Source organism: Streptomyces sp. NPDC030799 (assembly GCF_055572255.1).
Map to the genome: position 1 here is coordinate 123,476 of NZ_JBVIDS010000001.1, position 25,862 is coordinate 149,337.

The following is a 25,862-nucleotide window of genomic DNA, read 5'->3' on the forward strand; positions in this document are numbered from 1 at the left end:
AAAGGCGCATCCATGCGTAAGAAGGTTACGGCCCTGTCCGCCCTGGCAGCGGGCCTCGTCCTGGCGGCCGGTGGCACCGCTGCGGCCGACAACACCACCACCGTCACCGGCGGCAACGGCTTCTCGGAGTCCCCGGTCGTCGTGAACTCCCCTCAGCAGGGCCTCTTGGTCTCCAACGGCTCGCTCATCGACGGCCGCTGCATCGCGCCGTGGTCCAACGGCTCGGTCGGCGTCCTCGGCGGTGCCGGTGTCGCCGCGCCGAACTCGCACTACGCCGCCTGCAACACCGCGGGCGTCGACCAGTCGCAGCTGGCTCCCTACACCGGTGGTCTGCTGTTCTGAGCAGCCCGGAGCCTGGCGGCCCGCCGACGCTCGGCGGGCCGCCATCTGCTTTTCCCGGACACGAGGAAGGCCGGCTCCGAGAACCCCGGAGCCGGCCTGAAATCCCAGCGGATGCGTCTTCTACTTCAAGACGGGAAGCGCGGCGGGCGGCTTGCCGTTGAGGGGGTTCGGCAGGGCGCCGCCCAGAACGGGGGTCTTGACGACACCCGACTTCTTCACCCCGTCCGCCGCGTGCTTGACATCGCTGGCCAGGGCGCCGGTCGGCATCTCGGCCGCGTGGGGGAGAGACCGGGCAACCGTCTTCCCGTCATCGATGAGGCCCTGCGCCGGTACGTCCGCCGCGAAAGCCGGCGCCGCGGCGCCCGCCATGGCCAGGGTGCCGACAACGATGGCGGCAGCCTTCAGACTCTTCATTGTGTTCCTTTCTCTCGCTTCCGCTGGGCTAACGAGAGAGGGGCGCCGCGGGAAACTCCGTTGACCGCAACTTCCCCGGAACTCATACATCCTGAACGACATCGCAGAAATGCTTGTCGGATTATCGGTGCATTACGCCGGACTGTGGCAGGTCCAAGCAGGTGAATTCTTCCGACACGGTTGACGGCTCCGCAGAAAAAGGGACTAGATGCTTTGCGCTGGTTCCAAGTTTTTCGTCGGAAGGGAAGCCTCGGTCATGCGCATTCCCCGTGAGCCGCACGTCCTGCACGTCACTCAGCCGGTCGAGGGCGGTGTCGCACGTTTCGTGACGGACCTGACGGTGGCTCAGCTCGCCGCGGGGCTGCATGTCAGCGTCGCCTGCCCGCGCGGCGGCACACTGACGGACGCGCTGCGCGCCGAGGGCTGCAGGGTGCTTCCGTGGAACGCGACCCGCTCACCCGGACCCCGGCTCCCCGGTGAAGTGGCCCTGCTGGCCCGGGTGCTGCGCGAGGTGCGTCCCGACGTGGTGCACGCGCACGGCGCGAAGGCGGGGCTCGCCACCCGGCTCGCGGTGCGCGGCCGGCTCCCGACCGTCTTCCAGCCGCACGCGTGGTCGTTCGAGGCCGTCGACGGTGTCAAGGCCCACGCCGCTGTGCGCTGGGAGCAGTTCGGGGCGCGGTGGGCGGCGCGCGTCCTCTGCGTGAGCGAGGCGGAACGGCGTACCGGGGAACAGCACGGCATCACCGCCCAGTGGCTCATGGTCCCCGACGGCGTCGACACACGCAGGTTCCGGCCCGAGGGGAGCATCGCCCGGTTCGCGGCGGGCCCCCTGGTCGTGTGCGTGGGACGGCTGTGCCGGCAGAAGGGCCAGGATGTGCTCCTGCGGGCCTGGCCCGCCGTCGTACGGCAGGTGCCGGACGCCCGGCTGGTGCTGGTCGGCGACGGCCCGGACGCGGGCCGACTGCGCGCGGCGGCGCCCGCGTCGGTGGAGTTCGCCGGCCCGGCAGCCGACGCCGCCCCCTGGTACCGGGCCGCCGATGTGGTGGTCCTGCCGTCCCGCCGGGAGGGCCGGGCGCTCGTCCCCCTGGAGGCCATGGCGTGCGGCCGGCCGGTCCTCGTGACGGACGTGGACGGCCTGCGCGAGAGCCTGCCGCCCGGCCATCTGCCGCACTGCCTGGTGCCGCCGGAGGACTCCGACGCGCTGGCGCGGGCGCTGGCGGCGCTGCTGCGCCGTACGCCGCTGCGCGCGGCCCTGGGTGCGCAGGGCCGCGCGCACGTGGTCGCCGCCCACGACGTCCAGCAGACCAGGGACGCGGTGAGCGAGGTGTACCGGGAACTGCTCGGCATCGGCACCACGCCGTTCGTGCCCAGCCAGAGCAGGGAGTCCATCACCACGTGAGGGCGCCGGCCCTTCGGCGTCGTCCCCTCAGCAGGCCCCGGCCCGTCACTTGGCGGCGAACGCGGTCACGTCGAGCGGCGCCGACCGGGGCGTGGTGTTCTTTCCGTCGGTGACGGCGATCGTATAGCGGTGCTGAGAGCCGGGAGAGACCTCGTCCGTGTACGACATCTCCGGGCGGTACCACTCGGCCGACCGCTGCTTCCGCGTGGCCACGAGGACCCCGTCCCGGTAGATCCGGTAGGTCAGCTCCGCGTCGTCCCTGTCCCAGGAGGCGCGCCAGATCAGTGTGACCTTCCCGGTGCGTGAGCCGTCGCTCGTGAGCCGGGGAGCCTCCTGGGGAGCCGTGTCGAGGGGACCGGCCCCGAAGCGCGTCAGGCCCTGCTGGGGTGTGCCGTTGACCGCGGTGAACTCACCGCCCGCCCACAGGATGTCGCCCGCCATCACGAGCGTTCGCGGGCCCACCTTCTCGCCGATGCCGTCGTCGGTGTCGGGGAACCAGTGCAGGATGCGCTTGTCGTCGGCCGACTGCGCGAGGAAGTGCCGACGGGCCCCGTCGGGGAAGCCGCCCGGTGTCAGCCCGCAGTAGTGGGCGTGGGAAGCGCTGTACAGGACGCCCTTGTGCACGACGACATCCTGGGTGGCGCCCAGGCAGGTGTCCTTCCAGACCATCGCTCCGTCGGACAGCCGGCCGGCGATACGGCCGTCGAAGATTCCCGTCCCCGAGCCCTCGGCGCCCAGATAGAAGTGGTCGCCGTTGCGTGCCAGCGACGTCACGGCGGACCGTTCCGGAACCCAGTCCGGAAAGGACCGCACGGTCGCGCCGGTTGCGGGATCCAGGGAGACCAGCGACTGCTCCGGACGGCCGTTGACGTTGTGGAAGTCGCCGCCGACGAGGACCTGGCCGCGATCGGGCGCGGCCAGGACGGCACGGACCGGCTCGTCGATGTCGGCACTGAACGGCAGCAGCGAGCCGCTCGGGGTGAACGCCGCGACGCGCTTCCTGGACTGGCCGTCGACGACGGTGAACTCACCGCCCAGATAGACCGTCCTGCTGGTGGTCTCGATGGCCCGCACGAGCGCGCCCATCGCGGGGCGGAAGTCCTTGCGCAGTGAACAGTCGGCCGTGTTGAGCGCGACCGCACTGGCCACACCCGTGCGGTCGACGTGACCGAACGATCCGCCGACGTACAGCACTTTGCCGTCGGGCGAGGCCTTCAGGGCCCGTACCGTGTCCATACCGCCGGTGAAGGAGTGCTCGCACGGCAGCAGTTTGCCCGTCACGGCGTCGAACGCCGCGAAGTTCTTCCGGACGACCTCCCGCTCACCGGGCTCGGCGCCGGGCGGGCGGACGCTGTCGAAGGTGCCGCCGACGTAGACGACACCGCGCGCGTACTCGACGGACCAGACGATTCCGTCCGTCTGCCAGGTCGCCAACGGGGCGGCGGTCAGGGTCTTTTCGTCGCGCGGCTGCGCGCCGGACGCGGTGGTGAGTGAGGCGGCGGCAAGGAGGACCGTCGCACATGCCGTGGTGGCGGCTCTGGAGGTGCTTTTCCTTAGACGCATGGAACATCCCGGGTCGAGGGATACGGGGGCGAGAAGCTTTCCGAAAGTAGACACCCGGCACCGGATCGCAGGATTCGACAAGCGGGCGCTCCACCCTTCAGGCCCTTACTGAAGCTCAAATGGCCTAGGAAAAGGAGTCGTAATCCATAACGGCAGTCCACTCGTGCAAGTGTGGGGACGCCCGGCGGCGGACGCTTGGTCAAGCTCGAACTGCCAATGGAAATGGCGTGAGAGTTCGCCAGGGCGAGTTCAGGTATCCGAGGTCAGGTACCCAAGCATTGAGGAGGAGTACTCGTTATGCGAGTAGCTGCCCGAACGAGAACGCAGGCACGAGGGCGGAGTTGGGGTGCGCGGCTCGTCGGCGCCGGCCTGACCGCGACCGTGGCGTTCGGTATCGCCGCCGGCCCCGCGTCGGCCCACGCCCTTGACCGGGTGATGCCGGCGTGCAAGTCCTGCCCGACGACCGGCACGTCGTCGTGCACGACATGCCAGTCGAACGGCACACCAGGGTGCTCGGCGTGCCAGCCGTCGACGCCGCCCCCGTCCGGCTGCACGCCGTGCCAGACGACCCCGCCCCCGCCCCCTCCGACCTGCCCGGCGGGCGCAACCGGGTTCAGCGTGACCAATCCGCTGACCGGACCGGTGGCGATCCCCGGCGACGGAAGCCTCCAGCTCACCGTCACCAACGGCACCCAGGGGGAGGTGTTCGGCTTCAGCATCCCCTCGTCCGCGCACCGTTCCGCCGTCCAGGTCACGGTCACGGGCAGCACGGGCGCCAAGGTCTACAACTACGACAGCTCGACGGGCTTCCCCGACGGCACGGCGGCCGACGCGGGGCTCCACGCCCCGGCCGACTCCAGCGGGAAGGACCCGCTCATCACCCGTATCGACTTCTGCGTCAAGCCCACCAAGTACTGACACGGCGGCGCCCGGCAACGCCCGGCCCTGCCGCACGACCGCGCCGTACACAGATGTGGGGGCCCGGAACGTCCCGGGCCCCCACAGGCCGAACGGCGGTCGGACGGCCGGGGTTCAGTCCGTGGAAGAGGTCTCGCCGGGGGACACGGGCGGGGCGGCGGGCGCGGCCGGTGCTGCCCTGACGCCGGCGGGGTCGGCGTCGATGCAGTCGGTGAAGCGTACGAAGGGGGCCGGGGTCGCGCGGGGGCCGTCGGTGACGGCGAACTCGCTCTGCGGCTGGCTCCGCAGCAGACACATGTCGTAGCGGACGACGGCCGGCTGGGTGGCCTGCCGGACGGTCGTCCGGTACTGGTGCCGGCCCACGAGCTGGCAGGAGTCGTAGCGGATCAGCGGCCCCCGGGAACCCACGGTGTACCGGTGCGGCCGGGCCTCGGGGGCGAAGTCCTTGAAGGCGTTGGAGGTGTCGTCGCAGTCGGTGAAGTGGACCGTCCCGCTGCTCCACGTGCAGTCGATGATCCGCACGTCCGGGTTGCGCACCTCGAACCGGATGTCCTGGGCGTGGAAACGCTGCACCGAGTCGCGGTGGTCGCTGACCGGGAAGCGGAAGAAGGTGCTGGTGGTGCCGTACCCGTCGGTGCTCGTGGGGCGCTTGCCGGTGATGATGTAGGAGCCGCCCCGGCAGGTGATGGATCCGCCGTAGGGGAACTCCAGGAAGTTGCCCCACTCGTATTCGACCTTCATGTCGGTGAACCAGTAGTTGAGGAACTGGTCCTGGTCGTCCGGCCTTTCCTGCGTGTGCCCCGTGAGGCCCGAGTACAGAAACGCCTTCCGGTAGCTGCCGGCGACCGTGCAGGCTTCCCACAGCATCTCCGAGTTGGTGTTCGTCCCGTCCAGGGCCAGCCCGTACTCCCATTCCCCGAGCCATTCGCACTCCCAGAACCGGTAGTCCTGGGCGTGTCCGGTGGAGTAGGAACGGAAGAAGGACGCGCCCGGTGTGGCGGAGCGGAACTGCATGCGCTCGAAGGAGAGGTTGGACCAGCTGTCCTCGTTGCGGCACAGAAAGGAGCCGGGGCCGGTGTCCGGGCGGAAGACGAGGGTGGTCATGTTCTTGCCCGCGCCGACGAAGCGCAGCCCGTTCGCGGGCCGTGGCGGGGCGGCGCCGTTCAGCAGGGCGTGCGGACGGGTGATGAGGAAGTCTCCGGCGGGAATCTCGACCACCAGTCGGCCCACCCCGTCGCGGACCCGGGCGGCCGCGAGCGCGTAGGCGGTTTCAAAAGCCTTGGTGTCGTCGGTGCGTCCGTCGCCCACGGCACCGAGATCGACGACGTTGACCGAGGACATCGGTCCGATCGGTGCTTCCTTGGCGGACGGGCCCCGGCGGGACGCACTTTTGGCGGAAGCACTGCCGGCGGACAGGGATGCCGCGACCAGCAGTGATGTTCCGCCGCGCAGAATACGCCGACGATTGCGGGCCCTCTCACCATCCTGTTCTGTCATAGTTGCCTTCCTTTCTAGATTTTTATGTCACAAGGAGGGTTATGCCCGAGTTCGCGGAGGCACTGAGGCAGCTGGCGACGGCACAGAAATCGGCGAAGGGGGTGTCGGTCTACAGTCGGTTCGTCAATCGCCCGGCCGGCCGTGTGCTGGCAGCGCTGGCCTCCTGGGCCGGTGCGACCCCCAATCAGCTGACGGTGCTCGGTGCCCTGTTCACCTTTCCGGCCCTGGCGGCTGTGGCCCTGCTGCGTCCCGGGCCCGTGATGTCGGTCTGTGTCGGTGCGGCCCTCGCCCTGGGCTTCGCCCTGGATGCCGCGGACGGTCAGCTCGCGCGTGGCCAGCGCTCCGCGAGCCTGTCGGGGGAATGGCTGGACCATGTGCTGGACTGCGTCAGGATCGTCACGCTGCATCTGGTGGTGCTGGTGGCGTTCTACCGTTTCTTCCCCCTTCCCAGTCCGCTCTTTCTGCTGGCGCCCATGGTGTTCCAGACGGCGGCGGTGGTGATCTTTTTCGCCGGCATTCTCACGCAGCAGCTCAAGGGCCGGGCGGCGGCGGAAAGGGGTGGGGGTTCCGCCTCGGCGCTGAGGTCCGTGCTGCTCCTGCCGGTCGACTACGGCACGACCTGTGCCTGCTTTCTATTTCTGGGCCGCCCCGGCCTCTTCCTTGTCCTGTACTGTGCGCTCCTGATGGCTCATGTCCTGTTCATGGCCGCTTTCCTGGTGAAGTGGTTCCGTGAGCTGCATCAGCTCCAGTGCCCTGCGCAATAGGGTGCTGGAGGTGTGCACGGTGTAGGGGAAGTAGGCGACTTCGACACCGACCTTCGCGAAGCGGCGTTCGAGGACGTTCCATTTGGGAGTGCCCTTCCAGTCGTCGCCCTTGAACACGATGTGGAAACCCACCTGCCGCCAGACGTGCAGTTTGTCCTCGTGCGTCTCCACGACGACATCGTCGACGTGCCGCACACTGCGTACGATCTCCAGGCGCTCGGCCAGCGGAATCACCGGTGGCCTGCCCTTCAGCCGCCAGGTCAGCTCGTCGGACGCCACCCCGGCCACGAGGCGGTCACAGTGCCGGCGCGCCTCCCGCAGGATGCTGAGGTGCCCGATGTGGAACAGGTCCCAGACGCCGGGCGCATACCCGGTGCGTGCCGCTTCCACAGATCAGGCTCCGCTCTTCCGGCCGCCGGGGGCGGGCACCGTCACGGGCAGCGGGGCGGACCGGGGCGAGGTGCGGGTGCCGTTCGTGACCTCGATCGTGTACCGGTGGTGTGCGCCGGCGGGCACGGAGTCGGTGTAGCTCATGTCCGGCAGGTGCCAGGGCGTGGAGGACTTGGTCTGCCGGGAGATCAGCTTTCCGTCCCGGTAGAGCCGGTAGGTCAGGAGTGCGACGTTGCGGTCCCACACGGCATGCCAGCCGATGGTGGCCTTTCCCGGGCTCACGGACGCGAGCGTGAGCGCGGGGGCCTGTGGCGCGCTCTTCGGGGCACTCGTGCCGAAGCGGGTGAGTCCTTGTTGCGGCCGGCCGTTGACCTGCGTGAACTCGCCTCCGACCCAGAGGGTGTCCCGAGCCGCGGTCAGGGTGCGGGGACCCACACCTTCCCCGAGCCCGCCGTCGGTGTCGGGGAACCAGTGCAGGATGTGCCGGTCGGTGACCGACTGGGCCAGGAGGGTGTGCCGGATTCCCTGTTCGGGAAAGCCGCCGGGTGTCCTGGAGCAGTCGTGGGCGTGGGAGGCGCTGTAGAGAACGTCCTTGACGGGCAGCACGGCCTGGGTGGCGCCGAGGCAGGTGTCCTTCCACACCATGGTGTTGTTGCGGAGGCGGCCCGCGATACGTCCGTCGAAGACGCCTTGTCCGTCTCCTTCGGCCCCGATGTAGAAGCGCGAGCCGTCCCGGGCGATCGTCTTGACGCGTGAAGCGGGCGGGAGCCAGTCGGGATAGGTGTGGACCGTCGCTCCGGTGGTGGGGTTCAGCGCGACCAGGGAGCGGACCAAGTCGCCGTTGACCCAGACGAAGTCCCCTCCGACCAGGAGCTCGCGCTGCGCGGGCACGGCCGACAAGGCACGGACCGACAGGTCGATGTCCGCCTTGAAGGGCAGCAGGGAGCCGCTGTGCGTGAGGGCGGCGACGCGGTACCTGACCTGGTCGTCGACCATGTGGAAGTCGCCGCCCAGGTACACCTCTTTGCCGGTCGTCTCGATCGCCCGGACGGTTGCGGACACCACGGGCCGGAAGTCCTTGCGCAGGGAGCAGTCGGAGGTGTTGATGGCTACGGCGTTGACCACTCCCGTGGACCCGACGCGGTGGAACAGACCGCCCACGTACAGCACCCGGCCGTCGGGGGAGGCCTTCAGGGCCCGCACCGTGCCGGTGACGTACGGGCCGCCGCCGTCCCGGAAGGACGGGGCGCAGGGCAGCAGTTTGCCGGTCACGGCGTCGAACGCGGCGAAGTTGTGCCGCACGACCGTTCGGGTGCCGGCCTTGGCGCCGGGCGGGCGGACCGTGTCGAAGGTGCCTCCGGCGTAGACGACACCGCGGGCGTACGCCAGGGACCAGACGACGCCGTTCGTCTGCCAGGTGGGCAGCGGATCGGCACCGAGCGTGGCCGGCTGCCCGCTCGTCACCGCTGCGGCGGGAGCGCCGAACAGAGCGCCTGCACACATCAGGGCCGCGGCAGCCGAGCCGGTGACCGCCTTCTTGGGGGGCTTGCTGTGACGCACGGGGCACCTCGACGTAAGGGAGCGGGGCGGAAGGGCGATGACGCGGCCGGCTGCTCGCTCACTTCCAGCGGCGTACGATATCGCCACATAAAAGTACCAAATGCGAACATTTCAAAAGTTGGACCGCGAGCAAGTTCTGACGGTGTGTCACCCAGCAGGGTGTGTGGGGCCGCATGCCGATCTGCCGGTCGGCGGGCACGCCTACCGCGGCGAAGGGGCCGGTGCCGGTGCGGGAGCAGGCACAGCCGGCGCCGGCACGGACGGCACCGCCCCGAGGGCGGGCCGGGACACCCGGCTGCCCGGGGTCGTGATGAGCAGCGGGATGGTCATCGTCAGCAACATCGGGCCCGAGATGCCGAGCAGACTGCCGCGCAGGAAGACGAACTGGTAGAACGCGAAGGCCGGTACCAGAAGAACCGCCAGGGTGTCCGGCCGGTCGCGCAGGCGTTCCCGGGTCTGGTCCATGCGGCGTCCTGCCGCGCCCAGCAGGCAGAAGACGACGACCACTGCGGGAGCTCCGGCCCGCCGGTAACTCTCGATCCACAGGGGCGCGGAGAGGTTGAAGAAGTCGTAGCCCGCAAATCGCGCCAAGGCGATACCCGTGTCCTCGGGTTTGTCCGGCCACACCGATCGCGGCACCATGAAGAGGACCGGGCCGAGCGCCGACCGGGGAGAAAACCCCTTCTCCCGCACGTAGTCGATGCCGGTCTGCAGCTGCTGGAAGGCGTCGTAGTCGCCCTTGGCCGTGAACTGCTCGGCCGGCGAGATGACGGAGACCGCCTGACGGTCGTCGTAGCGGAAGTAGTCGCAGTAGGGGAAGACGACGAGCACCATGGCGAGAAGGCCGACGGCGATCGCACGCGAGGCGCGGGGGCGGCACAGCCGGGGCACGCTGAACAGCAGCGTCAGCAGCACCGTCCCGGCCCAGAACCTCGGCTTGCTGATCGGGTTGTTGACGACGATGTTCACTGCGACGAGCAGCGGCAGCAGCAGCCGGCGGACGCCGCGCAGCAGACGGTCCCCGCCCGGGACGCGCGGCAGGCGCAGCAGGCCCAGCAGCGCCCAGAAGGCGGGCACGGCCAGCGACCAGCTGCGCAGCGGCTCCAGGAAGGACTCCGCCGAGTCGCCCGGGGTGCCGGTCTCCTGAACGGCCTGGCGGCTGGTGAAGTACACGGCAACTCCGCCCGGCTGGCGGGGAATCAGCAGCACCGCCAGTGCCAGCGCGAGGCCGCACAGCAGGAGGACGCGCCAGGGCGCGAGGCGACGAGCCAGCAGCCGTTCCACCACGCCCGGCCGGAAGGCGGCCCGGCGTACGGAAGTCGTGTGTTCCCGGCGTGCGGCGAGGGCGGTTCCGGCGCTGTAGGCGACCAGCCCCAGCTCGACGAGCGCCACGGCCGCGAGGGAGGTGTCCGCACCGGCCCGGTAGGGCCAGGGGTAGGTGTCCGAGCTGAGCATCGTCAGGGGGGCCAGGCCGAACCAGATGTAGGAGAACATCCAGAATCCGAGACCGACCAGCCGGATCCTGGGCGCGGTGAGCACGCGGGTGAGGGCTCCACCGGTGTGCGCAACGACGACGCCCTGCAGAACAAGGGCCATCGGCACCGGCCCGCCCTGCGGCCGGAGGAACAGCACCGGCAGCAGGACGACCAGTACCACGGCCCAGACACAGACCGCGGGCAGACTGCGGACGCGATCGTCCCGCATCCGGATCCCCCTGATGGACGACTGATTCAACGGAAGCCTCACTGAGGAGTGGGGGGCCTTGCTGTCGGATGACCGGGCGAGACCCGGGTTCGTCGCATACGCGGACCGCGGAAGCAAATACGCTCCAGTCGAATTCTGCCGGGATCTCCGCTTTCCGGGGCCGCGGGGATATTCCGGTCGCCCCGAGGGTCAGTGGGCCAATTCGCCCCACGACTTCAGTCCGGTCAGCTCGCGCAATTCCCGGCCGTCCAGCTCCGGCTTGGCCACCCACCCCGGGGGCTTCTGGGCGACCATCGACCATGTGTCCCGGGTCGACGGAATGAACCGGCTGACGGCCAGATAGGCGCGCAGCAGCCGGGGTGGCACCTTGGACAGAATGTGGTGGGTGCCGCCCAGCTCGCGCACCTGCAGCCCCAGCGCCTTGGCCAGCGCCAGGCAGTCGCCCTCGGTGTACTCGCGCACGTGGCCGCGCCAGGCGCCGGGATACCAGTAGTACAGCTCGTACGGCGGGTGGCTGGTCCTGCCGCGCAGCACGTCCAGGCGCTTGCGCAGGTTGACGTGGTTGGGCACGGTGACGAACAGGTACCCGTCGTCGCGGACCCGTTCCAGCAGGCCGATCAGCAGGTCGCGCGGCGAGTCGTGGAGATGTTCCAGCACGTCGTGGAGCATCACCATGTCGAAGTCCCCGGTGTCCGGGAGAGCACCGCCGTCGAGCTGGATGTACTCGATGCCCATCTTCTCGGAGAAGTCCAGGATGCGCCGGCGGGTGTCGCCACGCTTGTGCCAGTCGTCCTGGAGGTCGTCGGCGGCGGTGCACTTGTAGCCCAACGCCGCGAGCACCGCGGTCTTGTCCGCGGGGCCCGCTCCGAAGTCAAGGATCCGTGCCCCCGGCCTCAGAAACCGCTGGACGGTCTGGGCGATGGTGATGTGACCGCACAGCCACGGATAGAAATAGTCGGGGAACGGAAAAGCGTTCGTGACCTCTGTCAGCGCTTGTTCCATCTCGGCATCGACCTTGATGTACCTGTGCATCAATATGGTGCCTCATTCAGTTCTTTCAGGAGGGGCGAGAGATTTTGGCATCGTAACAGCCCGCGTATGGCGCTACGATTATTCGAGAGACTTGTTTTCCTGAGTCCCTGTTTTATGCACTCATACGGTGCGACGGTGCCGCACCTGTACCAGTTCGCTCACTCCCAGCGGCGCGCGGTACCACCACAGAAGAGCGCCCAATACGGGTGTTCCGAAGACAAGTCCCAGCGCGAGCCCTGAAGGGGCGTCACCGGCCAGGATCCGTACGGCCGCCAGGACCACGGCGACGGCCAGGGCGATACCGAAAGCCCGCCGGTACCCGGCGGCCACGGTCGGGAAGCCGAGGCCCAGCCGGACCAGCAGGGCGGCCGAGAGGTTCTCCACGATGACGGCCGCGCCCCAGGAGACGGCCGCGCCGACAATGCCCCAGCGGGGCGCGGCGAACACGCCCAGGCCGAGCTGCACCGTGAACGACGCGGCCGTGCAGGCCAGATGCCACGAACTCTTCCCCGCCATGAGGAGCACGGTCTGTGCGCTGCCGACCGCGACATTGACCATGGAGGCGGCGCACATCACGACCAGGGCGGCCGCTCCCTTGGTGAACTCCGGTCCGAAGACGGAGAGGACGGTGCGGGGGAAGTCGGCGAGGAGAACGAACAGCGGCCAGGACAAGAGGGCGACCCAGCAGGTCGAGATGCGGTGCAGATGGTGGGCCTCGGCGGTCTCGCCGACCGCGAGGAGTCGGCTGAGCTGCGGGGAGACGGCCAGGCGGACGGCGAGCTGGAGGAGGGTGCCCGCGGTGACGACACGGCTGATGGCGGTGTAGATGCCCGCCTCGGCGTCGGTGGCCAGCGCCGACAGCAGGATGACCCCGACCCAGACCGAGCTGATGTCGAAGACCGAGGAGACGGCGCGGGGCGCGCAGAAGGACCAGAAGGCCCGCCAGGAGACGGCCTCTCCGCCCACCCGGGCCGCCGGGACGTGGCCGGCCCGGCAGCGGTTCAGGCCGAGCCACGCGGCCGCCAGACCGGCCAGCGCCGGCAGCAGCCAGGCCGCCGCCAGGGACAGCATCCCGGGGGCCGCGTACGCCACCGGCACCGCGATCAGCACCCGGAGCACGGGCTTGCCGATCTGCTCCACGGAGACGAACGGCACCACGGTGCTGTATCCCTGGCCGGCGGCCAGCAGGACCAGGCTGACGGTGGCGACCGGCAGGAGCAGGCCGAAGAACCGGATCAGGGCGACCGCGTCGGCGCGGGGCAGATAGGGCAGGAGCGATGTCGCCACCGTGGGGCACAGCAGCAGCACCAGGGCGGTGGCGGTGGCGGCCGCCGCCGCGGGCAGCACGGCCATGCGCAGCAGGGAGCCCACCGAGCGGCCCCCGTTGAGGGCGAGATCCCCGGGGATGAAGCGGACGAGCCCGGTGTCGCCGCCGAGCTTGCAGACATTGCTGGCGATGGTGAACACGGCGACGCCCGTGAAGATGGTTCCGGCGCCGTGGGCTCCGACCGCGCGGGTGACCAGGCCGACGAAGAGGAAGGCGAACACGGCGTTCGTCGCGCTGCCGACCGCACCCCACAGCCCTCCCCGTGCGGCCGCGGCGACCGTGCTGCGGGTGATGGCCCCGGACGTGCTGAGAGGGGCCGTCCCGGGCGCCGTCATCCCTGGGAGACCGTGAGCGTGTCGTGCTGCCCGGAAGGCTGCGTGGCCGGCAGGACGGTCTCGGCCGGGGTGCGGGGCTTCACACGGCGGAGCAGCGCCGCGCGCACCCCCTTGCGGGCGCGTCCGGTGTCCACCACGGCGCCCAGCAGGCGTCCGCGGGAGCAGTCGATGAGTTCGCTCACCTGCCTGAGGTCCTCCCGGCGGGTGCCGGCCCGGGTGACGACCAGGACACTGCCGAGGTGTTCGGCGGTCAGCAGCGCGCCGGGGTGCTCCAGCAGGGGCCCGGTGGCGATGACCGCGGTGGGGGAGTCGGCGCCGGACGACACCTTCTCCAGCACCTCGCGCAGCTCGTAGTGGAGCGGCCGGCCGGTGCTGCCGCTGGAGCAGAGGGCGAACCGTCCCGCGGCGCCGGCGTCGACCAGGACGCCCCCGTCGGGCAGGGGTGTCTGCTGCCGGGCGTGCTCTGCCTCGGGCAGCAGCGGCAGGCGTGCGGCGAGCCCGGGCGCCTCGGGGTCGGCGTCCACGAGCACCACCTGCCGTCCGTGCTCCGCGAAGGCGGCGGCCAGGTTCGCGGCGACCTCCTGGACGGCGTCGCTGCGCCGCGGGGACACCACGAGGAGATGGCCGGTACCTTCCGAGAGGCCGGTCTGCGCCAGGCGGAAGGCCACGGACCGGTAGGCCTGGGCGCGGGCGCTGCCCGTGCCGTCGACCGTCAGCAGGGTGTCGCCGGTGCGCCTGGCGTGGGGCAGGGTGGCCAGCACCGGTGCGCGCAGGGCGGCTTGGACCTCGCGGGCCGACCGCACCCGGCTGTCGAGGGCCGAGCGCAGCCAGGCCAGGAGGACGGCCAGGACGGCACCGCCGGCCAGTCCGAGGACGAGCAGCGTCGGTACCCCGGGGCCGGACGGGTGCGCGGGTGCCGCGCCCGGGCGGACGACGTCGCCGCCGCTGGTGTCGCGGGAGCTGAGCTCGGACACACGTTTTTGCAGACCGGCGATCTCGCTGTTCAGGGCGGAGTCGTCGGCGCCGTCCGCGTCCTTTTTCTTCTTCTGCCGGGTCAGGTTGGCGATCTGCTGATTCAGGCCGCGGATGGTCCGCCGTACGGCCGTGTCGTTACGGCTCCTGCGGTCGGCGAGATAGGCCTCGGCGAAGGCGTTGACGCCGCGCGCCGCGCGCTTCGGGGAGCCGGCGGTGAACTCGAAGCGGAGCACCTGGGACTTCGCAGGGTTGGTGACCCGGAGATGGTTCTGCAGTGCGGAGGCCCGGCTGCCGGCCTGTCCCAGGGCGCGCGCGGCACGGACGGCGACGGCGGTGCTGCCGGCGATCTGCTGCTCCGTGCCCATGCTGATCTGGTTGTCGGCGGGCACGCTGACCGGGCCGAAGGGGTCGGCGTCGGCGCGGACGAGGACATCGCTGGTGGCGCGGTAGGTGGTGGCGCCGTACAGCGCCACGGCCAGCCCGCCGAGCAGTCCCAGGAGGACTCCCAGTGCCATCACGACGCGGTAGCGCAGAAGCAGGCGCAGTTGCTCACGGAGCTGGTCCCGTTCGTCGAAGCGGTCGTCGAAGGGGATCGGACCGGTCACAGGTGGCCTCCTGGATGAGGAAGTGATGGGGGAGAGGTGGGGGGCGGACGCGCCTGCCGGCAGGTGTCGCAGTCCCCCTCGGCTGGGAACCTCACCGGCCGATATATAGCGTCACAATCTTGCAAACCACCTCAGGCGCGCCAATACGGAGGAAATCGGTCAAACATCAATATTCTGGGCGATCGGATGCCAAGTGATGGCACAGCCGGCCCCCCACAGGCCCCCTTCACCCGAGGAGTTGTCCATGAACAAGCAGGTCGACGCCGTCGTAGCCGGTGGCGGGGGATTCATCGGCGGACACCTCGTGAATGCGCTCCTGGCCGAGGGGCTGACGGTCCGCTCCGTCGACATCAAGCCCTTGCGTGACTGGTACCAGGTGCACGACGGCGCGGAGAACGTGATCGCGGACCTCTCGCTCCTGGACGGCGCGCGCAGCGGCGTCCAGGGGGCCCGGCAGGTGTACATGCTGGCCGCGGACATGGGCGGCATGGGCTTCATCGAGAACAACAAGGCCGCGTGCATGATGTCGGTGCTCACCAGCACCCACATGCTGCAGGCCGCACACGAGGCCGGTGCCGAGCGCTACTTCTACTCCTCCTCCGCCTGCGTCTACGCCGCCGGCAAGCAGACGGACCCGGACGTCACCGCGCTGAAGGAACAGGACGCCTATCCGGCACAGCCGGAGGACGGCTACGGCTGGGAGAAGCTCTTCTCGGAGCGCATGTGCCGGCACTACGCGGAGGACTACGGGTTCACCACCCGCGTCGCCCGCTACCACAACGTCTACGGCCCGCACGGCACATGGGCCGGCGGCCGGGAGAAGGCCCCGGCCGCGGTGTGCCGCAAGGTGGCCGAGGCCGTGCTCTCCGGCGACCACCGGATCGAGATCTGGGGCGACGGACAGCAGACCCGCTCCTTCATGTACATCGACGACTGTCTGCACGGCACCCGGATGATCATGCGCGGCGACAGCGGCGTACCGGTCAACCTCGGCTCCTCGGAACTCGTGACCATCAATCAGCTCGTCGACCTGGTCGAGCAGATCGCGGGCATCCGCTGTGAACGCAGCTACCGGCTCGACGCCCCGCAGGGCGTGCGTGGCCGCAACTCCGACAACACCCTGATCCGCGAGATCTACGGCTGGGAACCCTCGGTCCCCCTGCTCAACGGCCTGGAGAGGACCTACGCCTGGGTCTACGACCAGGTGAAGCGTTCGCACGGCTGAGGCGACGGTGCGAGGACGCGACAAGCCGATGAGGATCTTCGTACACGACTACAGCGGTCATCCCTTCCAGGCCCAGCTCAGCCGGGAGCTGGCACGCCGCGGGCACGCGGTGGTCCACTCGACCTGCGCGGCCTATCTCAGCGGCAAGGGCGACCTCGGGGCGGACGTCGCCGGCCTGCGCTTCGCCACCATCGGGGAGCGCACGGTGCTGAGGAAACAGGCCTATGCGCACCGGCTCTGCCAGGAGACCCGGCTGGGCGTCGAGCTGGCCCGGCAGGTCGCACGGGCCAGGCCCGGGGTGGCGCTCCTGTCCAACCTGCCGATTCCGGTCCTCGCGGTGACCGCGGCGGTCCTGAAGCGGCTGCGGATTCCCTGGGTGCTGTGGCACCAGGACATCACCGCCGTAGCGCTCCAGCGCTTCGCCGCCGCCGATGTCGCGGGCGCGATGGGCGTCGCGGCGAAGGTGTTCGGCGCCGCCGAGAAGTGGGCGGCACGGCAGGCCGCGGCCATCGTGGTGATCGCCGACTCCTTCGTGCAGGTGCACCGGCAGTGGGGCACCGCCGACAAGGTCACGGTGATCCCCAACTGGGCGCCGCTGGACGAGATCGTCCCGGTGGCCAGGGCCAACGCATGGTCGGACGAGCAGCGGTTGAGCGACGTCAGAACCCTGCTCTACGCCGGCACGCTGGGCCTGAAGCACAACCCCGTGCTGTTGGTGCAGCTGGCGGAGCGCCTGCGGCAGCGGGGGGAGCGGGTGCGCCTCGTGGTCGTCAACGAAGGCCCGGCCGTGCCCGTCCTCACCGAGGCCGCCGCCGCCCGCGGGGTCGAGCTGACGCTGCTGCCGTTCCAGCCCTACCGGCGGCTGTCCGAGGTGCTGGGCACGGGCGACGTACTCGTCGTCCTCCTCGAAGCGGACGCCGGGATGTTCTCGGTGCCGTCGAAGACCCTGTCGTACCTGTGTGCCGGGCGTCCGGTGCTCGGCCTGATGCCCGCCGACAACCTGGCCGCCCGGCTGCTGCGGCAGGCCGGCTCGGCGGTCTTCCCACCGGACGAATCCTCGTTGGAGGGCGCCGCCGCCTGGGTCCAGGACGTCCTGTCCGACCCGGAACGCGCCGCGTCCCTGGGCAAGCAGAGCCGCGTGCTGGCCGAGCGGGAGTTCGCCCTGGAGGCCTCCGCCTCCCGCTTCGAGGACATCCTCACAAGGGTGACCGGCACCTCGGCCCGCTGAGCCGGCCGGATCCTGTCGGCCGGCGGACGGTCTCCCGGCGGGACACCGATCCGCCGGTGCCGTCCTCTACCTCCTGCGGGACCGGTCCCGGTACATGTCCTCCAGCCGGTCCACGACCGCGCGGATGGAGAAGACCTCCCTGATCGCCCGGTGGCCGGCGTCGACCAGCCGGCGGCGCAGCGCTTCGTCGGTGAGCAGCCGGCCGACCGCCTCGGCCAGCGCCTCCGGACTGCCGTCGGTGACCATCGCCGCCTGCCTGTCCGCCAGTTCGCCCGCGATGCCGCAGCTGCTCGTGCACACGACAGGCGTTCCCTCGGCCAGCGCCTCCAGAACGGTCATGGGAAACATCTCGACAAGACTGGGCAGCACGTACACGGTGGCCCTGCGGTAGGCCTCCAGCGCCGCGGAGTGGTCCAGCGGGCCGCCGTAGCACACCACATCGGTCAGCCCCCGGTCGGCGATGAGCTGGTTCACCTGCCCCAGCGATCCCTCGTCGGCACCGTAGAGCGTGAACCGCGCCTCCGGGATCTCCTTGTGGACCAGGGGGGCCATCTCCACGAACACCTCGGGGCGTTTGCCCGGGTGCAGCCGGGCGAGGAAGAGCACCTCATGCGGGTCGCGCCCCTGCTCGTGCCCTGCATGAGGGGACAGGCCCATGCCGTTGGCCAGCGTCACCAGCGGCGGGTGCCCGGCGCCCAGCACCGCGGGCAGGGCCCGCCGTTCCCGCTCGGTGAGCACGAGGCAGCGGCGCGCCCGCCGCAGCAGGGGGACGTAGACGCTGTCGAAGACGCGCGCGAGGGCACCGGTGCGGGGCTCGACCATGCCGTGCGTCTGGACGACGAAGTCGACGCGCCGCAGCCGGGCGACGGCGAGCGCGGCCAGGGACACGAGGTCCCTGCCCACATGGAGGTGCACGGCGTCGGCGTGCCCCATGGCCCGCCACAGATCCCACAGCAGCAGGGGGTGCATGAGGCCGAGGCACCCCTGGCCCGGGACGACGGTCCGCGCCGGGCGGGAGAGGAAGGGGACGGCGCCGAGGCGCGGCGGAGCCGGCGTCGCACCCCGCCACAACGACACCAGCCGTACGTCGTGGCCGCGTTCGGCCAGCTCCTGGAGCTGGGCGAGCGCCACGCTCGGCGGGCCGCCGAAGGTCCCGTCGTCGCTGACGAGCGTGACCACCTGGACCACTCTCATGCCCCGACCTCCTTCATGGACGCGGACGCGGCCGTCCCCTGCATGCCGCCCGCCGTCAGGACGGTGCCCGGTGCCAGGTCCCGGTGGGCCACGGCACCGGCGCCCACCACGGCGCCCTGACCGACGGTGACGCCGCGCAGGACGACCGCCCGCGCGGCGACCCAGCTGCCCGGCTCCAGGCGGACGGGTCCGTTGTCGTACTCGAACGTGGGGGAACGGCGCAGATGACTGCCCGTGCACAGCAGCGCGTTCTGCGAGACGCAGCAGTCGCTGCCGATGGTGACGGGTTCGAGGTTGATGATCCAGGCGCTCTCGCCGATCCACACGTCGTCGCCGACGTCCAGCTTCCACGGCCAGTGCACCCGCACCCCGTGCCGGATCAGCACCCGCTGTCCGATGCGGGCGCCGAAGGCCCGCAGCAGCGGCGGACGCCAGCGGTCCGGGAACCACCACTTGACGAAGACGAGGTGCTGGACGGCGAACCAGGCGGCCTGGACGAGCAGGGGACGCCCCTTGTCGTACCCGGCGCCGGTGAAGCCGCGCAGGGACCATGTCGCTGCCATGACGCTGTACCTTTCAGTAGGCGCCCTGGCCGTCCAGTACCGCTCGCACGGTGCGGGCCATCACGTTGACGTCCCCGGCCAGGGACCAGTTGTCGATGTACCGCAGATCGAGCGCGACGGTCTCGTTCCAGGAGAGGTCCGCTCGTCCGCTCACCTGCCACAGCCCCGTCAGACCCGGTTTGACGGTGAGCCGGCGCCGTTCCACCGGGTTGTACTTGACGACCTCCTCGGGCAGCGGAGGGCGCGGTCCGACCAGGGACATGTGGCCGAGCAGGACGTTGAACAGCTGGGGAAGCTCGTCGAGCGAGTAGCGGCGCAGGACGCGTCCGACGGGGGTGATCCGCGGGTCACGGCGCAACTTGAACATGTGCCCGTCGTTCTCGTTCGCCTCTTCCAGCTCGCTCTTGAGCCGGTCCGCGCCCACCACCATGGTGCGGAACTTCCACATGGAGAAGTGCGTGTTGTACCGGCCCACGCGCGTCTGCCGGTACAGGGCGGGACCGGGTGAGCCGAGCCGCACCGCCAGTGCCACGCCGAGCAGCAGGGGGGAGAGAAGGACGATCAGCAGCAGGGCGCCCAGCCGGTCCACGACGGTCTTGAACAGGGCCGGGATCCCGCGGCGCGCGGGCGGTGCGATGTGCAGCATCGTCAGCCCGGCGGCAGAGGTGGCACGCAGCCGGCGCCGTGCGACGTCGACGATGCCGGGCAGCACGACGAGGGGGCAGCCCCGGTCGTGCAGCGCCCAGGACAGCCGGCGCAGCCGCTCGCCCGACATGTGGCGGCTCACCGCCACGAAGACCAGGTCGGCGGCCAGTTCGTCGACGGCTCCGAGCACTCCCGCCGCGTCCGTCTCCGGTGGCTGCGGCGCTTCGCCGGCCAGCCGTACGCACACGGTGACACCCGAGGACACCGGGTGCCCGCCCACCGCGCAGGCGCCGACGATGACGTATCCGTGGTCGGTGCGCTGGGCGAGCTGCGCGACCACGGCGTCCACCAGGGGGCCTTCGCCGATGACCAGGACGCGGTGCAGTACGCGGGCGTCCCTGCGTGCGGCCCGCAGCCGGCGGCGGATCACCTTCTGACAGGTCGCGGTGAGCACCAGCGCGGGCAGCAGTGCGGTGAAGGCCTCGATGGGGCCGTTGTCCGGTCCGCACAGCACACGCAGCACGGCCAGGGCGCCGACCAGGATCAGCCAGTCCCTCAGGACGGCCCGCAGATCGACCGCGTCGGTGCCGACCCCGGACGCGTAGCGCTTGCTCGCCACCCCGATCAGCGGCCACAACGCGGCGGCGGCAGCGGCCAGAAGCAGCGCACGCGGTTCCCAGCCCTGGAGGACCGCCGCCGGCACGGGCAGCGCCGCCCCGACGAGATCCACACAGACGGAGAGCGCGCCGTACCCATGGACCCGTGTGACTTCGCGGTGAAGCGTCTTGTACGGCGTGGAGGAGGGCGCCTGCCCAGACACCGCGTTGGTGGACCGCCCCATGGCTCTCCTTCGGAAGCCCCCAGTCGCTCTCATCGGCCACTACTTATATCAGGCATTCTTCACAAAACAATGTCATTCGGTACGAGAGTGTGGTCGGTGACAAGGGCGTGTGATGGGCGTATGTGAGGAAAGTGTTAGGAGAGCATCATATGTGTATTATCAGGACATTGAGGAACCATCAGCCGCATCTGAGGGGCGCTTATGTGGAACAGAGTGCTGGCGGTCGGAGCTCACCCGGACGACATCGAGTTCGGCTGTGGAGGTGCCCTCTTGCGGCACGCGGCGCACGGCGCCTCGATCACCATGGTCGTCGTCAGTGACGGAGCCCTCGCCGGGGACGCCGTGGTGCGCGCCGCCGAACAGGACCACGCCGCACAGCTCCTGGGCGCCAAGGCGGTGATGCTGCACCGGCCCGACGGCCGGCTCGGGCCGCTGCGCGAGCTGGTGGACCGCCTTGAGGAGGAGATCGAGAACGCGGCCCCCGACCTGGTCTACGCGCATCTGCCCGAAGACATCCACCAGGACCACGTCAGAACGCACCAGGCCCTCAGGATCGCCGCTCGGCGCCTGGACAACGTACTGCTCTACGAGTCTCCCCGGTCCCCCCTGCTGTCATCGGGCATCAGCGTGGACATCAGCGCGGTGATCGAGCGGAAGACCGCCCTCCTCGCAGCGCACGCCTCACAGACCGGCACCCGCACCGAGCTGGGGGCCGAGGCGGTCCGCGCACGGGCCGTGCTGCACGGCAGCCGGGTCGGCTGCGCCCACGCCGAGATGTTCCAGCCACTGCGTTTCACGATGCCGCTCGGCCGCGCCGTGTGACGTCGCGGCGCGCCCCGCACGCCGCCTTGAGCGGGTGGCGCCGGTGCGGTGTTCAACGGCGGCCGGTGCGGCCTTCGGCGACGCGCCATACGGGGGACATCCCTCCCACCCGCGAGCGAGCCGCGCCGCGAGCCATGGCCTCGCGATCACCGTGGGGAGAAGCCGGTGGACCGAGGAAGGAGAGAACGATGCCGGTATTTGCCGTGCTCGCGCACACCGAGCCCCGGCTGTTCGCGCGGCTGGCCGAGCGGCTGGCGCCGTACCCGGTGGTCGTCCACGTGGACGCACGGTCGCGCGCCGCCGACTTCGCGGGGGTGCCGCGCACCACGTACGTCCGCGACCGCGTCGCCGTCCGGTGGGGAGGTTTCTCGGTCGTCCGGGCGACGCTCGCCCTGTACCGCACGGCGCTGGAGCTCGCGCAGCCCTGCGACCACATCGTTCTGCTGTCGGGGCAGTGCTACCCCGCCCGGCCGGTGCGCGCATTCGCCGCACACCTCGCCTCGGCGCCGTTCCGGCAGCACTGCCGGGCCGCCACGGTGCTCGACGACGCGACCACCGCCCGCCGGCTCCTCAAGCGGTGGTGTTTCGACGCCGTGCCGACCGGACCGGGGCCGACCGCTCTGCCCCGCGCCCTGCTGCGCAGAGGGATCACGGAGCTGACCCCCCGGCGCAGGCCCTCGGTGTTCGGTGACATCGAGCCGGTCGCGGGCAGCCAGTGGACGGCGTTGACCGCCGACTGCGTCGCGGACCTGCTCGGCAAGGCGGAGGACCCCCGCTGGAAGAACCTGTTCCGTACGACGCACGCGCCCGACGAGATGTTCTTCCACACGCTCGTCTGGAACAGCGGCTGGCGCGAGGAGGTGGAGGACCCGGTCCTGCGGCCGCGGGCCGGGCGAGGCACCGCCGACTTCACCAACTTCCACCACCTGGAACGGCTGCTCACGGGTACGCGGACGCTCGCCGATCTCCCGGCGATCGAGGCCTCCCGGATGTTCTTCACCCGCAAGGTCGCGTCAGCGCAGTCGGCGGAGTTGCTCGACGCCCTCGACGGACGGGCGTGAGCCGGGGCCCATCGGGGCAGGCCCGTCCGTCCCCTGCGCCGCCGGCTCGGATGGCGCAGCAAACGGAAGCAGAGCCGACGGGTGCCGGGCACGAGGTGTCCGGCACCCGGTGCACTACCGACGGGCCGCGGCCCGGCCTCGCCGGTACAGGACGGTTCCGGCGGCCAGCAGCGCACCGCTGGCGGCGATGGCTGCGGAGGTGGTCTCGGCGCCGGTCTTGGCCAGCTCCGGGGGCGGCGGAGTCCGCTTCGCGGGCGGTGCCTTCACGGGGACGGGCTTGGGCGCCGGGGCGTGCTTGCGGGGCGGTGGCGGGACCGTCTTGGTGGGGGGAGGCGTGGGTGTGTCCTCGCCGTAGCAGCCGCAGTCGGACCCGTAACCCGGCTCGTCGTCGCCGTAGCCGGAGCCTGCGGTGGAGCTGTCGTCCGAGCCGTAGCTGGAGCCCTGGTCGCTCGCCTTCGTCGTGGGGCTGTCGGAAGGCGGGGCCGTGTACCCCACCTCCCGGTGCGCCTGCCGCACGGCGGCCTGCGCACGAGCGATCGCCCTCAGGGCACTTGACTCACCGGGGACGGCCTGCTGGGCAGCCGTATCGCCCGACAGCACCGTGTGTGAGTCCGCCCCTGTCGCCTGCGGACCGGAGTCCGCGAACGCCCATGTGCCGGACAGAGTCAGGGCGCTTGTCGCGGCGGCGGCCACGACCAATCCCTTGGTCAGGGTCTGTCGCACTCTCGTTGTCTTTCTCTCAGGCGGGAAGGGGAAGCCGGCGTCGGCCGCTGATCCGGCCTTGTCGATTGCCGGGTTCCACAGGGTCGCCGCAGGGGACCGTGATGCCGCACGTTCACACTCGCCACGACCTGCGAACTGTGAACGAGATATGAAGGCCCGAAGATACCGAGAGGCGTGGAATGCCGGAGAATTCACCCGATTGCCCGCCCACGCCCGACGGTGAGCGGCCTCAGCCGCCGTTCAGCACCGCGTTCTGCCGCACGGTCCATGGGTCCCGGGTGCGGATGTCGTGCCCCGAATGGACGGGCGGTTCACCGGAATGAGCCCGACCGGTTGCCGAAGCCGCCGGGTGATCCCACGGTGGGCTCAGGAACCCGTCGTACCGGCGATCCGACGTACCGGCGATCCGACGCACCAGTGAAAGGAACGTCCATGGGCGGTCCACGCGCCACACCGGCAACGGCCGGCTCCCCGCCGATCAGGCCGCCACCCGCGTCCAGGCCGCCGAGGACACCGTCACCGAGGTGACCTGCCGGCCGCCTGACGAGGCGCCGACCTGGGCCGTACCGCAGCGGCGGCCCAGGGGCGAGTGTCGTGGGTGCCCCCGAATACCAGGGTCGAGGGGCGCCCTTACGACGCTCCGTCCGGACGTCGCCCGCACGTCCCTCGATCGTGTGGAGCGCAGGCCGCCGTCCTCCGGTCGGGTGAGCGAGCACCGGGCCGTCCCGTCCGGTGCCGATAAGGTCGCGCCGTGACCTCAGCCGCCGCCGACACGCGCCTGTTCCGCCCCGCCGCCCCGGGCCGTCCCGCCCGGCCCGGCGGGACGGCCCCGGCGCCGGCGCCGGAGGTCCGGGCGGTCGTCCCCGTGCCGTCCCGATCCGTCCGGGCCGGGGCCCGGCACGACGGCGCGGGCCGCGGCCCGGACGGGCTCCCCGCCTGCCGGCGGCGGCGTCCGCGCCCCGGACGGTGGCCGGCAGCCGCGGCTTCGCGCTGCTGCCGGTGGTGGTGAGCGGCGAGCCGGGACGCCGGCCTTCCGGGTCGGCACCCCGGACAAGTACAGACCCGTCGGCGGAGCTTCGCGACCAGCTGATCACTCCCGCCGGCGGCGGATCGCGCGGCGCCGCGGCAGGGCCGCCGCGGCAGGCCCGGCTCGGTGCCCGGGTCACCGGTCCGGCCGCACGTCGGTGACCGGCCGGGCCGTCCGTCGGTTACGGCATCGACAACCGGACCGGACGAGGAGTGAACGATGGTTCTTGGCGTCGGCGGAGTGCCGGGAGGCGGGCAGCGCGGGACGCCGGTCGCGGGTGGAGCGCGGCCCCGGGACAGAACGCGGCGGGACGTGACGCGGAGGCTGCTCGCCTCGGCCGTCGGCGTGGCGCTCGCCCCGGTGGCCACGGCCTGCGGACGGCCCCAGCACACCCCGGACGACGGCAGGAAGGCCGGCGCCTTCGACGAGAACTACCGGGGGCGCCACATCCGCGGCGTCGAGGTCCGCACCTCCGGCCGGGCCGCCGGCACCCAGTGGGCGGTCACGATCGACGGCCGCCCCCTGCACCTGATGCGCCGCGCCGACGGCAGCTGGCTGAGCATGGTCGACCACTACCGCTCGTACGCGACCCCGCTCGCCGCGGCCCGGGGAGCGGTCGACGAGCTGGGTCCCGACGAGCAGGTGCGCGATCTGGCACCGGGACCGATGGGCGGCGCACCGGAGCACGGGGGAGGCGGCCATGGCGTACACGCGTAAGAACATCAGCAGGCTGACCCGCAGCGAGCGGCGCCGGTTCGTGGACGCCCTGCTGGAGGTCAAACGGCGCGGCGAGTACGACGAGTTCGTACGGATGCACATCAAGTACAACACCCCCGACGGTGAACGCGGGCTCCGCACCGCCCACATGACGCCCTCCTTCCTGCCCTGGCACCGCAAGCTCGTGCTGGAACTGGAGCGGGCGCTGCGCCGGGTGGACGCGTCGGTGACGGTGCCGTACTGGGACTGGACCCGCGACCGCACGGCCACTTCGCTGCCGTGGACCGACGATCTGATGGGCGGCAACGGGCGGCGCTCGGACCGGCAGGTGATGACCGGTCCGTTCGCCTACCGATCGGGCCACTGGAAGATCACCGAGGGGGTGACCGACCGGCAGTACCTCACCCGCGACCTCGGCCGCGCCCGCAACCCGATCGAGCTGCCGACCGCCCGTGACCTGGAGTCGGCGCTGGCCGACCCGGTCTACGACACGTCACCCTGGGACTCGACGGTCACCAGGGGATTCCGCAACAAGCTGGAGGGGTGGGGGCAGGGCCGGGGCAGCGTCTCCTGGCACAACCACAACCGGGTGCACCGCTGGGTGGGCGGAGTGATGGTCGGCGGTGCGTCCGTCAACGACCCCGTCTTCTGGCTGCACCACTCCTTCGTCGACCTGCAGTGGACCCGCTGGCAGCAGCGGCACCGCGAGCACCGCTACCTCCCGGCCGAGCCGCCCGGCGCCCGCGACGCCCAGCACGGCCGGATCGTGGCCCGGCACGAGCGGCTGCCGCCGTGGGACGTGACGCCGGACCAGCTGGAGGATGTGAGCGGGATCTACCGGTACGAGTGAGGCCGCATCCGGCAGACGGCACACGGGAGGCAGCCAACTTCCCGTGTGCCTCGGCCCGTTCGCTATGCCGTTCGAGGTGTCACACGTCCCGCTGAAAAGCCGGCGACACGGCACCCGCCACTCGATCCAGGCCGGTCCTTG

At 70.9% G+C, this 25,862-nt stretch carries 22 protein-coding genes and 1 pseudogene; 10 read left to right on the top strand and 13 right to left on the bottom strand.

The features are described 5' to 3' along the window. The first annotated feature begins 12 nt into the window (after positions 1–12). The gene (locus ACZ41I_RS00520) at positions 13–342 is read left to right on the top strand and encodes a hypothetical protein (RefSeq protein WP_363214024.1); all 330 of its coding nucleotides are present in this window, start codon (positions 13–15) and stop codon (positions 340–342) included. A gap of 120 nt (positions 343–462) precedes the next feature. Here the strand turns inward: ACZ41I_RS00520 and ACZ41I_RS00525 are convergent, their stop codons facing one another. Then, positions 463–756 (bottom strand): hypothetical protein, encoded by a 294-nt coding sequence (locus ACZ41I_RS00525; protein WP_363214025.1) that lies wholly within the window; start codon positions 754–756, stop codon positions 463–465. 256 nt (positions 757–1,012) lie between these two features. Between ACZ41I_RS00525 and ACZ41I_RS00530 the strand changes: the two genes are divergently transcribed. Next, entirely contained in the window at positions 1,013–2,155 is a 1,143-nt protein-coding gene (locus ACZ41I_RS00530) for a glycosyltransferase (protein ID WP_468512830.1), read from the top strand. Positions 2,156–2,200: 45 nt separating this feature from the next. Here ACZ41I_RS00530 and ACZ41I_RS00535 read toward each other — a convergent pair whose 3' ends face one another. Next, entirely contained in the window at positions 2,201–3,718 is a 1,518-nt protein-coding gene (locus tag ACZ41I_RS00535) for a fibronectin type III domain-containing protein (RefSeq protein WP_468512831.1), read from the bottom strand. A gap of 618 nt (positions 3,719–4,336) precedes the next feature. Here ACZ41I_RS00535 and ACZ41I_RS00540 point away from each other — a divergent pair. Continuing rightward, on the top strand, positions 4,337–4,636 hold the full coding sequence (locus ACZ41I_RS00540; protein ID WP_363214028.1) for a hypothetical protein: 300 nt from the start codon (positions 4,337–4,339) through the stop codon (positions 4,634–4,636). A 114-nt stretch (positions 4,637–4,750) separates the two neighbouring features. Here ACZ41I_RS00540 and ACZ41I_RS00545 read toward each other — a convergent pair whose 3' ends face one another. Continuing rightward, on the bottom strand, positions 4,751–5,977 hold the full coding sequence (locus ACZ41I_RS00545) for a glycosyl hydrolase family 28-related protein (RefSeq protein WP_468512832.1): 1,227 nt from the start codon (positions 5,975–5,977) through the stop codon (positions 4,751–4,753). Between the two features lie 197 nt (positions 5,978–6,174). On the opposite strand from ACZ41I_RS00545, the pseudogene ACZ41I_RS00550 reads away from it, so the two are divergent. Then, a pseudogene (locus ACZ41I_RS00550) lies at positions 6,175–6,882 on the top strand (CDP-alcohol phosphatidyltransferase family protein); the annotation flags it as partial. On the opposite strand, the gene ACZ41I_RS00555 reads toward ACZ41I_RS00550, so the two are convergent. The 6 genes from ACZ41I_RS00555 to ACZ41I_RS00580 form a co-directional block, all read right to left on the bottom strand. Then, complete coding sequence (locus tag ACZ41I_RS00555) at positions 6,766–7,287, bottom strand: FAD synthase family protein (protein ID WP_468319677.1); 522 nt, start codon at positions 7,285–7,287, stop codon at positions 6,766–6,768. The pseudogene ACZ41I_RS00550 and the gene ACZ41I_RS00555 overlap by 117 nt on opposite strands. Positions 7,288–7,290: 3 nt before the next feature. Continuing rightward, positions 7,291–8,847: a fibronectin type III domain-containing protein gene (locus tag ACZ41I_RS00560; protein ID WP_399768878.1), complete on the bottom strand. Its 1,557-nt coding sequence runs from the start codon at positions 8,845–8,847 to the stop codon at positions 7,291–7,293. 201 nt (positions 8,848–9,048) lie between these two features. Then, positions 9,049–10,551, bottom strand: coding sequence for a hypothetical protein (locus ACZ41I_RS00565; RefSeq protein WP_468512833.1), 1,503 nt, complete (start codon positions 10,549–10,551; stop codon positions 9,049–9,051). Between the two features lie 189 nt (positions 10,552–10,740). After that, a complete protein-coding gene (locus ACZ41I_RS00570) occupies positions 10,741–11,583 on the bottom strand; it encodes a class I SAM-dependent methyltransferase (RefSeq protein WP_363214033.1) in 843 nt (280 codons plus the stop codon). A gap of 120 nt (positions 11,584–11,703) precedes the next feature. Next, positions 11,704–13,245 (bottom strand): lipopolysaccharide biosynthesis protein, encoded by a 1,542-nt coding sequence (locus ACZ41I_RS00575; RefSeq protein WP_363214034.1) that lies wholly within the window; start codon positions 13,243–13,245, stop codon positions 11,704–11,706. Continuing rightward, positions 13,242–14,825, bottom strand: coding sequence for a hypothetical protein (locus ACZ41I_RS00580; protein ID WP_468512834.1), 1,584 nt, complete (start codon positions 14,823–14,825; stop codon positions 13,242–13,244). Before ACZ41I_RS00580 ends, ACZ41I_RS00575 begins: the two co-directional genes overlap by 4 nt. Positions 14,826–15,069: 244 nt before the next feature. On the opposite strand from ACZ41I_RS00580, the gene ACZ41I_RS00585 reads away from it, so the two are divergent. Then, positions 15,070–16,050: an NAD-dependent epimerase/dehydratase family protein gene (locus ACZ41I_RS00585; RefSeq protein ID WP_468512835.1), complete on the top strand. Its 981-nt coding sequence runs from the start codon at positions 15,070–15,072 to the stop codon at positions 16,048–16,050. 28 nt (positions 16,051–16,078) lie between these two features. Further along, positions 16,079–17,278: a glycosyltransferase family 4 protein gene (locus ACZ41I_RS00590; RefSeq protein ID WP_468512836.1), complete on the top strand. Its 1,200-nt coding sequence runs from the start codon at positions 16,079–16,081 to the stop codon at positions 17,276–17,278. A 66-nt stretch (positions 17,279–17,344) separates the two neighbouring features. On the opposite strand, the gene ACZ41I_RS00595 is transcribed toward ACZ41I_RS00590, so the two are convergent. Genes ACZ41I_RS00595 through ACZ41I_RS00605 form a run of 3 tightly spaced genes read right to left on the bottom strand, consistent with a single transcriptional unit; the run spans position 17,345 to position 20,410 of the window. Beyond that, positions 17,345–18,472 carry a glycosyltransferase gene (locus ACZ41I_RS00595; protein WP_468512837.1) on the bottom strand — a complete coding sequence of 376 codons (1,128 nt, stop codon included), beginning with the start codon at positions 18,470–18,472 and terminating at the stop codon, positions 17,345–17,347. Further along, positions 18,469–19,035 carry a DapH/DapD/GlmU-related protein gene (locus ACZ41I_RS00600; RefSeq protein ID WP_468512838.1) on the bottom strand — a complete coding sequence of 189 codons (567 nt, stop codon included), beginning with the start codon at positions 19,033–19,035 and terminating at the stop codon, positions 18,469–18,471. Before ACZ41I_RS00600 ends, ACZ41I_RS00595 begins: the two co-directional genes overlap by 4 nt. A gap of 13 nt (positions 19,036–19,048) precedes the next feature. Beyond that, positions 19,049–20,410 carry a sugar transferase gene (locus ACZ41I_RS00605; RefSeq protein ID WP_399769095.1) on the bottom strand — a complete coding sequence of 454 codons (1,362 nt, stop codon included), beginning with the start codon at positions 20,408–20,410 and terminating at the stop codon, positions 19,049–19,051. Positions 20,411–20,722: 312 nt separating this feature from the next. Between ACZ41I_RS00605 and ACZ41I_RS00610 the strand changes: the two genes are divergently transcribed. Together ACZ41I_RS00610 and ACZ41I_RS00615 are read left to right on the top strand one after the other, a co-directional pair. Continuing rightward, a complete protein-coding gene (locus ACZ41I_RS00610) occupies positions 20,723–21,343 on the top strand; it encodes a PIG-L deacetylase family protein (RefSeq protein ID WP_363214044.1) in 621 nt (206 codons plus the stop codon). A 188-nt stretch (positions 21,344–21,531) separates the two neighbouring features. Next, positions 21,532–22,404: a beta-1,6-N-acetylglucosaminyltransferase gene (locus tag ACZ41I_RS00615; protein WP_363214045.1), complete on the top strand. Its 873-nt coding sequence runs from the start codon at positions 21,532–21,534 to the stop codon at positions 22,402–22,404. A 114-nt stretch (positions 22,405–22,518) separates the two neighbouring features. Here the strand turns inward: ACZ41I_RS00615 and ACZ41I_RS00620 are convergent, their stop codons facing one another. Next, entirely contained in the window at positions 22,519–23,127 is a 609-nt protein-coding gene (locus ACZ41I_RS00620) for an LPXTG cell wall anchor domain-containing protein (RefSeq protein ID WP_363214046.1), read from the bottom strand. Positions 23,128–24,373: 1,246 nt separating this feature from the next. Here ACZ41I_RS00620 and ACZ41I_RS00625 point away from each other — a divergent pair. Next, entirely contained in the window at positions 24,374–24,871 is a 498-nt protein-coding gene (locus tag ACZ41I_RS00625; protein WP_468512839.1) for a tyrosinase family oxidase copper chaperone, read from the top strand. Next, the gene (locus tag ACZ41I_RS00630; RefSeq protein ID WP_399768901.1) at positions 24,855–25,721 is read left to right on the top strand and encodes a tyrosinase family protein; all 867 of its coding nucleotides are present in this window, start codon (positions 24,855–24,857) and stop codon (positions 25,719–25,721) included. The genes ACZ41I_RS00625 and ACZ41I_RS00630 overlap by 17 nt, the downstream gene beginning before the upstream one ends. Positions 25,722–25,862: the final 141 nt, after the last annotated feature.